Here is a 7098-nt window from a genome sequence, read left to right on the forward strand (position 1 = left end):
GCATCATCCATTTTTGGCATCATGGATATTGGAGCAGTATTTGTATTGTTAATTTTTTGTACTAGAGATAAGTCTTTCAGCAGTAATGCGCCAACTTTTATGGGGTCAACGCGATAAAACTTAGCTGCATTGCCCTTATTCTTTTTTAGTTGACAAGAAATTACGTAGCTTGATTCCTCTAGCCCCAGCAACAAACGTTGAATACTACGTTGTGATCCTAGCGCCGGGTATGCGTTTTCCCACTCTTTGTAAGTAGCGCTAGTCCACCATTCCCCATCATGAAAGTAGCCATGCTTGTTGAGTCTGGCATTGCTCAAACACCAGCTTTCAATGATTTGAATCAATAAAGCTTGGTTAACACCTACTACATTTGCTACGCTCCAATAGAGCTTAGTATATGCAGGTTCATAGCCGTGAGTAAGTCGATAAGCTGTAATCGGGCCTGCTGCGGTCAGTGTTGTAGTTCCCTGTGTAGCATTCATTTGTATTACCTCGAAATCTTTTAGATTTCGGATAACTCCTCATCTTGCAAACTCGCGTCGCTAAGTTATTTAAGTTATTATGGTTATAGCGAGCGCGGTGTACCCAGTACCAAGAAGTGTCCAGCCTCTTATTGCACTAGGAGTTACCCGGCGTGTTTAAATCAATAAAATCCAGCCTCCGCTGGTACGCATCCCCTCTAGTTTCTGCTAGTGGGGATATCCGTTTTGAGGAGAGGTGCTAAATTGTCTGCACCCTCTCGGCTCCCATTTGCCCTCTCCAGGGCTGCCGATTCTATATCGCCGCTTCCCTCTGGAATTGGGGCTAGGATTTGTTTTGAAGGACTTTTGCATTGCAGTTTTCCTAAATACAAAATTTGTTTTACGCGATCGCTTAATCTTCCCTCCATTCCAATAACTCACAGGGCTGGATTTTATAGCAGTCACAGATTTTGTTAAGCGCTAATCCATTAGGTATTTGCTCAGGATTGTCATATAAGTTGTAAACAGTCGTTTTACTTAACCCTGTACGCTCGCTGAACTCATAACGCGTAATTTTGAGCTTTTCGTCAATAAACCTCCTGATCGTGTTGCGAACTGGCATAGAAACCCGTCTGGTAATAACAGACTCCTATTAAAGCATCTTATAAGGAATGTTGTTATGCACAGCTTTATTTAATTAAAATTAGGTTGCTATTAATAGCTGTCTTGTATTAGTATAGCCATTGTAAGGCTAAAAAGACAAGGGCAGTCAAAACAGTCAAGGGCTGACAAAGGTTTCACCCACAACGGCTGAATGACCGCAAGTATCCAAAAGTCTTGCACGGCAAAGATTTTCAAAACTTTAATAATTACATAGAGCGGAATGACTACCGCTCACTAAACTTGATGCCTGCATTCATCAGGAGTTATTTATCAATGCGAGTCAGTATTAGACAGCCATTGCAGCCATTTATTAATGCAAAGGCTAAAGAATTGGGTGTTGATGATGCTGGTGAAGTGGTTAACTATTTGCTCTTGCAAATTATGTCAAACAACGCCATGAGCGAACCCATACAGACACAGACTAAAAAGGCTTAAACGATGTATATCAATTTACGCAACTTAGAAGCAATCAACGAACTACCTCTTGAGAGAACAATGCTTAATCAAAATCAATTACGAAGGTTAGAAGCAATAGATCGCTGGCTCAGAGAAATCCGAGATTCTAAGGAATTTGGGCAACTAGAATACTCCCCAGATGTGATGCTAGGCGACGCAATCCAAGCAGTAGGCGAACTACTTGATTTTCACGTTCCCTATGATTACAAGCCCACAAATTTTACTGATCAAGAGTGGCATTCATATCTAGAACAGAAACCAGTAATGCACATTCGTCGTGTGAAGACTTGGCGTGAAAAGATTAACTCATTCATACTCGATGCAGCGTCAGAAGTAGCAATTCTGAGCTTACTAACTACTAGTTTTATGGTTGTTGGTACTATCTTTTGTCACGGCGTTGACCGCATTGAAGAAAGTAGAGGCGAGAAATATCAACCCACATGGATCTACAACGCCAAGATTTTTGAAGGAAGCGCCATCGCATCTATCGCCGTCTTCCTGGGTGCAAGCTTAACGGGCGCGTGTGTCGCGGGAGATAAAAATGATGATTGATAAAGAGCTTGTAGGATGCGTCACACTGTTGAGCCAGAGCAAAACTTACTGGATCGATGGAACGCTGTACAGATATTTAACCAGTAGCGACAGTATCAGATACACCCAGTACTATTTCCGTCCTTTACCGCGTCAGTCTAAGAGTGCTGACTTAAAGCTCAATCGGGACAAAGTGCTAAGGCGCTGCTACGAAGTGCCGAGCTTATATAAACAGCACACAGCAGAGATAAATCACAACTCAATACAGCTGAGTTTGTTCTAAACCTTGGTAACATCTACCACCGCGCAAAACGTTCAAAAGCAAAGTTACAAGCGCGTCAACTAGTCCAAAAGGGGCGCTTTTACGGGGGTAAAAGGAATTTTGTCAATATATCAGAAACTCTGGCAACCCTTGTTATTGCGTGATTATAGCCGACGAAAAAACATACTTTGAAATTTGTCAGAGTTATTTTTCAGAGTTATTGATAGGTTTCAGCTAGCGGGTCATACCAAATACCCCTTTTCAGCTAATTGCATACATCAAAAACCTTGGACGCATTCGGAATACGCATCGATTTTATACACACCTAAGTAATACTTTGGGGGTAATGTGGCAACGAAACAGTATATCGCTAAGTATCATCAGCTAAAACAAATTTACGAGCGTGAGTTAGGAAAAGAGATTGCTGATATCACTTGGTATCGAGTGGTAGCTACTTTGAAACAGCATTTTAATTTCAACGTACTGGGTAGTGACGCTCAAAAGATAGTTGAGACATTCGCCGGATTTAAACGGCGCTACGGCAGCTTTACAGGTCGGGGTGAGGGGTTTAGTGAACGCTGGCAAGCATTCAGACATTTCTATGAAATAGATACTCAATATCAGGGGGGAGAGTTCTTAAAGCTTCTTGCAGAGCATCTAAAAATCAATCTTGATGACGTACCGCGTAGCACTCCTTACTACTGGTTTGAACGTGCTGAACTATCTTTCAGCGCTGAAAATATTTACCACTGCAAAGATTTAGCGCTTGTTGCGTTTGTCGCTGCTAAATGGGCAATCAACAAACGTTCGCAACCGATTAAATCCGCAACCACCGAAGTTTTAACACTAGCCCTCTAAGGAGCAATCATCATGTCTGACAAGTTTACTAACAATGTCCGCGCTCGTTTGTACAAACAGGGTTATCAAGGATTTACTAAAGATGATTACACGTCAGCAGCGATCGCTGTCGAGTGCGATGACCTTGACAATCCCACCAAAGACCAATTGAGCCAAGCCGTTGACTATCTCAAAGTCAAATCGACAAGCCAATTATCTGTAACTGATGAACCCGTTGAAGAAACCTTTCTTGTAGGCGTAGAAGATGCACAGCCTGAAGTTGAATCTAATCAGCTTGCAGTTGCCGAACCAGAGAATCAGATTGTACTGACAGACCTTGAAAAGCAAGCCCTCGTTGCAGACATTGCACAGGGGGCGGGAATTGAACTCAAAGCGGCGGATGTGAAACAGATTACAGTGTCCATTGCTTCCACCTTCGCATCTAGAAAGGAGTTGAACGAGGCGATTTTTAACGCGCTCGTCCACTTTGCAAGGGAATTCAAGAATCAAGAAGTATCCAAAATCCGACGCAAAGCCGACGAAATCAGGCAGACACTAGCAGAGATGGATGATGTTGCTGGCAGTGAACTGACGCAAATCAAGCAAGCGATGGAGGCCACCGCCCTGGACTACAAAAGCCAGTTTGCAGACCTCGCGTTATCTTTCGCCGGAATCATCGATTAAGCCCGGAGGCAAGCTCACTTACAAGCATTTGTTGATTGGGCTTGTGGGGATACCGTTACTAATTGCACTCGCGGCTCCCCTCTCTCAATGGTTTATGACGGAATGTTGCACATACAGGAGTCAAAAACGTGAAGCATATCAAGAATTTGGTCGGTAAACACGGTAAAAAGCTCAAGGCAAGGGCTGAGAAATTAGGCGTTGCAGACAACTTAATCATGGGTTGCATCAATGGCGATGACGCAGCGCTGACCAAAGTAGGAGAAATGGGCAACGAGGGCGAACGCATCTTAACCATCATGCCCTACATCACAGATAACCTGTCAGCATTCATCAAGGGTACTGAGGAGTACAACAAAGGACTTGCAGAGATTTACAAGCAAGCTGGTGCGTCTGGTATTGCTCTCGACAAAGCTAGTGCTGATTTAACGATCGCAAATTTAAAGTATGGTCATGAGCGCTCAGAAATCGGATTGAAGCTGTCCAGCGACCGCACACTAGAGAATCAGCGCTACAGAGAAAGCATTGACCTAGTTAAGCTCAAGGCTTACATCGATTATCACATGAGTAAGGTTGACCATCTGGCGGCTGCTAAATCGCAGTTAGCGCGACCCGTGAAGGCACAGCTAGACGCTAATAGGACTTATGAAACGGAAAAGGCAAAACATCTATTGACTTATGGCGAAGGTTCAGACCTTGATTTAGTACCTCGTAAGTCATTCACGACTAATAAATTAGTGCAAGCGTTCCGTACTGCTGTTTCTACGATTTTCGAGTAATCAGCATAGCAAAATCCCCTACTAAGTTAGCGCTCAGTAGGGGAAGTCAAATTAGTCATGAGAACAATGTTAGATGAACTTGACACCGAATTGCAAGACGGGGACACCGAACAATCACTCGATTATCAAGATTATCCTGATACTGCATTTACCCAGGATGAACAAGAAGCTATTAAAAGATTCAAAGCGAAGGAAATTGAAAAGCTTAATCGCAGTCGCGCTGTTCTCAAAGGAATTGAATCTTGCGGCTGGGGTGTTACTTCCTATTGCTTGGCTAAGTATTTAGTAATAGCTACAGGCTCGGCAGGGCTAATGCCTGCGGTCGCTATTGTGTTGGGAATTAATCAAATAGTTAATCGTGATTTATTGGAGTTTACCGTAAATAAGTCTCCTGAAGGATGGGTTTTTCCGGACATGGACAAGGCGATAAAATTTCTCTTTCAAACAATATTCGGATGCTTCATTTTGTGGACTGCTATCGGCGATTTTTACGCGACAATGCAGAACTCACACAAGACTTACGACAACATCAAAGCAACTGTAGAAGATTTTAACCGTCTGCCAGAATCAGACAAAACTATTGTATTTGTGGTGGGTGCATTGGTGGCAGGCGGTGTTGTTTACGGCATCCACAAATCCAAGTCATGAAGGCTCAACCGCTACTGAAAATTGGTGCTGTCACAGCTTTACTTCTGGGGCTTTTCAGCGCTTATTACTATGGGCAGACACCGCACCCTTATCAGTTTACTGAAGTGCGATTTTGTCCGGTAACAGCTAATAAACGCACAATTAAACACTATCAATACCCTGCAAAATCACAATCGGCACTTGATAATAAATACTGCCGTTTCAAGTACAGATTGCTCACAGAAGTATGGAAGTCACGACAGTTTAATGATGTTGTATCTCTCCCTGACGGTGCTTTCATTACGTCAGATTTGGCTCCATCAGAGAATCCTAGCCTGTGGTTATTAGTCGCACCCGCTTTTGTCTGGATGGGTTATTACTGCTGGGCTGCAAAAGATGAGATTGATAACGAGTCAAGTTTTCAACGTTTGGAGTCCTTCAAAACGTCAATCAAGCGCCAAGGTTTAGTTACTAGGACTGAGCGCGATTTGCAGTCACATGAATCAGAGCGGATTAAGGACAAGCATAAAAAGGACATCGACAGACGCGCTGATAATTTGTTAGTCCAAGAACGCTATATCTCTCTTGAGGAATTGCAGCAACAGTATCAGCGTCAGTCAGAGCTTGAAGATTTACAGTTTGATAATACTAAAAAACAGTTCGAGGTCGCTGATTCTGTAGCTGACAAATCCATTGCTGAAAACAGAAGAGACAAGCGCAAAGCGGACGCAGAAAACATCAATCCCAGTAGTGAAAAAGTATCGGCTCCACAAGGCACAAGCGCCCAAGAATTAGTTCAACTATTAAAAAATCATGAGGGCGGCTGGCTATGGGATGTCATCGAGTCCACAAAACCAGTTTGGGTGCTAGGGGGTCAAGGTAGTGGTAAAAGCAGTTTTGCTGCATCAATTGTTATGTGTAGGAAGGCGATTTTTGATTGGAATATCACATCAATCGTTGACGCTCATGGACATAAGAACAGAGCTAAAGCTTGGAAGTTGTTGATACCTTTGGAGCCGGAATTAATCGGCGAACGCAACGATTATTTAGCTATTGGTGAGGCAATGAATGAAGCTGTTCAACGTTGGAGCGACCGTACAGAAAACGACAGACCCATTCAAACACTTTGGGATGAATTGACACAGCTTTCTATGCAGGATGATTGTAAAGAATCAGTCAAAAGATTTGTGAGACATTCACTTACTGACGTTCGCAAGGCTGCCGAATATCTAGTTTGCATTGCTCATGCTTTTACTAATGCCGCCAGTGGTAATGCTGAGGGTTTTAATGACTTAAGGCAAACCGAAACTATCCAAATCAAGCGCAAGTCAAAGAACGGTCGCGTCCCTCTAAATCATGCTGAAATAAGTGGTCTTTATGATGACGATGGAAATCTGATTGAATCGGAGCGCGTTACAGTTCCAGACTGGTTTTATCCTGATAGCTTGCTCAGATTTATTAGCGCTCGTTAGAGAAATATTTCTCGTGAGTCACAAAACCTGAAAACTTTGTCGATTAGTCGATTAAAAATAGTGAGGGATTTACATTTATGCACCCAATAGAATTTAAGAAAAAATGGCAATTAACTTATAACGAGCTAGCACTTGTCCTGGGTTATGAAAGTGATTTCACTGTCCGTTGCTGGGGGATAAATGGAGGACATAAGCGCAATCCTCAAAAAGTTGTTTATGTCGCTTGTCGCCTTCTAGATGAAAAATGGTCATCTGAGGGGAAAGTTATAGATTCTTACCTTTGATAATTTCTCTTTGCGTCTCTGCTAATTAATTACTTGAAATAGGTG

The 7098-nt window shown here is 42.8% G+C and carries 11 protein-coding genes; 8 read left to right on the forward strand and 3 right to left on the reverse strand.

What is annotated here, in order from left to right:
- From ACEYW6_RS33170 to ACEYW6_RS33180, 3 genes are all read right to left on the reverse strand, one after another.
- The coding region (locus ACEYW6_RS33170; RefSeq protein WP_412983144.1) for a hypothetical protein at positions 1 to 482 on the reverse strand (482 nt) is incomplete at its 3' end.
- 197 nt (positions 483 to 679) lie between these two features.
- A complete protein-coding gene (locus tag ACEYW6_RS33175) occupies positions 680 to 889 on the reverse strand; it encodes a hypothetical protein (RefSeq protein WP_118171710.1) in 210 nt (69 codons plus the stop codon).
- Positions 874 to 1083, reverse strand: coding sequence for a helix-turn-helix domain-containing protein (locus ACEYW6_RS33180; protein WP_118171711.1), 210 nt, complete (start codon positions 1081 to 1083; stop codon positions 874 to 876). Before ACEYW6_RS33180 ends, ACEYW6_RS33175 begins: the two co-directional genes overlap by 16 nt.
- A gap of 314 nt (positions 1084 to 1397) precedes the next feature.
- Here ACEYW6_RS33180 and ACEYW6_RS33185 point away from each other — a divergent pair, with 314 nt between their 5' ends.
- The 8 genes from ACEYW6_RS33185 to ACEYW6_RS33220 all read left to right on the forward strand — a co-directional run bounded on the left by ACEYW6_RS33185 (position 1398) and on the right by ACEYW6_RS33220 (position 7053).
- Complete coding sequence (locus ACEYW6_RS33185) at positions 1398 to 1559, forward strand: hypothetical protein (RefSeq protein ID WP_412983145.1); 162 nt, start codon at positions 1398 to 1400, stop codon at positions 1557 to 1559.
- 3 nt (positions 1560 to 1562) lie between these two features.
- A complete protein-coding gene (locus tag ACEYW6_RS33190; protein ID WP_412983146.1) occupies positions 1563 to 2132 on the forward strand; it encodes a hypothetical protein in 570 nt (189 codons plus the stop codon).
- Between the two features lie 589 nt (positions 2133 to 2721).
- On the forward strand, positions 2722 to 3231 hold the full coding sequence (locus tag ACEYW6_RS33195; protein ID WP_412983147.1) for a hypothetical protein: 510 nt from the start codon (positions 2722 to 2724) through the stop codon (positions 3229 to 3231).
- Between the two features lie 12 nt (positions 3232 to 3243).
- Positions 3244 to 3894: a hypothetical protein gene (locus ACEYW6_RS33200; RefSeq protein ID WP_412983148.1), complete on the forward strand. Its 651-nt coding sequence runs from the start codon at positions 3244 to 3246 to the stop codon at positions 3892 to 3894.
- A gap of 128 nt (positions 3895 to 4022) precedes the next feature.
- Complete coding sequence (locus ACEYW6_RS33205) at positions 4023 to 4670, forward strand: hypothetical protein (RefSeq protein WP_412983149.1); 648 nt, start codon at positions 4023 to 4025, stop codon at positions 4668 to 4670.
- 57 nt (positions 4671 to 4727) lie between these two features.
- Positions 4728 to 5318, forward strand: a complete 591-nt coding sequence (locus tag ACEYW6_RS33210; protein WP_412983150.1) for a hypothetical protein — start codon at positions 4728 to 4730, stop codon at positions 5316 to 5318.
- Positions 5315 to 6769 (forward strand): hypothetical protein, encoded by a 1455-nt coding sequence (locus tag ACEYW6_RS33215; protein WP_412983151.1) that lies wholly within the window; start codon positions 5315 to 5317, stop codon positions 6767 to 6769. The genes ACEYW6_RS33210 and ACEYW6_RS33215 overlap by 4 nt, the downstream gene beginning before the upstream one ends.
- A 77-nt stretch (positions 6770 to 6846) precedes the next feature.
- Complete coding sequence (locus ACEYW6_RS33220) at positions 6847 to 7053, forward strand: hypothetical protein (RefSeq protein WP_412983152.1); 207 nt, start codon at positions 6847 to 6849, stop codon at positions 7051 to 7053.
- The last annotated feature ends 45 nt before the right edge of the window (positions 7054 to 7098 follow it).

Source organism: Nostoc sp. UIC 10607 (genome assembly GCF_047228265.1).
In the GTDB taxonomy this organism is placed as follows: Bacteria; Cyanobacteriota; Cyanobacteriia; order Cyanobacteriales; family Nostocaceae; genus Nostoc; species Nostoc foliaceum_A.

What these genes read in the sequence shown, in the direction of transcription:
- ACEYW6_RS33175 (WP_118171710.1), bottom strand. Translation starts at nt 889, where the DNA reads ATGGAGGGAAGATTAAGCGATCGCGTAAAACAAATTTTGTATTTAGGA.
- ACEYW6_RS33180 (WP_118171711.1), bottom strand. Translation starts at nt 1,083, where the DNA reads ATGCCAGTTCGCAACACGATCAGGAGGTTTATTGACGAAAAGCTCAAA.
- ACEYW6_RS33185 (WP_412983145.1), top strand. Translation starts at nt 1,398, where the DNA reads ATGCGAGTCAGTATTAGACAGCCATTGCAGCCATTTATTAATGCAAAG.
- ACEYW6_RS33190 (WP_412983146.1), top strand. Translation starts at nt 1,563, where the DNA reads ATGTATATCAATTTACGCAACTTAGAAGCAATCAACGAACTACCTCTT.
- ACEYW6_RS33200 (WP_412983148.1), top strand. Translation starts at nt 3,244, where the DNA reads ATGTCTGACAAGTTTACTAACAATGTCCGCGCTCGTTTGTACAAACAG.
- ACEYW6_RS33210 (WP_412983150.1), top strand. Translation starts at nt 4,728, where the DNA reads ATGAGAACAATGTTAGATGAACTTGACACCGAATTGCAAGACGGGGAC.
- ACEYW6_RS33215 (WP_412983151.1), top strand. Translation starts at nt 5,315, where the DNA reads ATGAAGGCTCAACCGCTACTGAAAATTGGTGCTGTCACAGCTTTACTT.
- ACEYW6_RS33220 (WP_412983152.1), top strand. Translation starts at nt 6,847, where the DNA reads ATGCACCCAATAGAATTTAAGAAAAAATGGCAATTAACTTATAACGAG.